Annotated in this window: 1 protein-coding gene; it reads left to right on the top strand. The window is 70.2% G+C overall.

Annotated elements, in window-relative coordinates; genetic code table 11:
- Positions 1 to 605, top strand: a 605-nt coding sequence (locus FV230_RS29085) for an outer membrane beta-barrel protein (protein WP_147844813.1), incomplete at both ends; no start/stop codon positions are given.

Below are 605 nucleotides of genomic sequence, written 5' to 3'. Positions count from 1 at the left end.
GGCGTGCTCGCCTTCGGCGGCAGCCGCGGCAACGACGGCTTCACCGGCGGTGGCCAGGTCGGCTACAACTACCAGTTCACCCCGGGCTCGGGCGTCGTGATCGGCATCGAGGCCGACGCGCAGTACGTCGACTTCGGCCAGAACCGCAACCGCTTCTCGGCCACCCCCGGCGTCGCTGGCGGCGGCATCCTGCCTGGCAACCTGATCTACAACCCGTCGGGCCTCTCCAGCCTCGACTACTTCGGCACCGTGCGCGGTCGCCTCGGCTACGCCTTCGACCGCACCCTCGTGTACGGCACCGGCGGCTTCGCCTACGGCAGCGGCGGCGGCCGTGACTTCGGCTCGGGCGTGTCCCGCAACGACTTCCAGACCGGCTGGGCCGCCGGCGCCGGCGTCGAGTACGCCCTGCCGACCGACTCGTTCCTGAACTTCTTCCGCTCCTCGGCCGTGACGCTGAAGGTGGAAGGCCTGTACGTGAACCTCGACCAGGGCGGCCGCAACAACGGCGCCTTCGCCTCCAACTCGACCGGCACCGTGACCCTGACCTCGCCGGGCGTGACCGTCGTGCAGAGCGGCCTGAACCGCAACAACAGCACCGAGTTCGC

The sequence above is a fragment of the Methylobacterium sp. WL6 genome (assembly GCF_008040095.1).
Lineage (GTDB): Bacteria > Pseudomonadota > Alphaproteobacteria > Rhizobiales > Beijerinckiaceae > Methylobacterium.
This window is presented reverse-complemented; position numbering and strand designations above follow the sequence as displayed.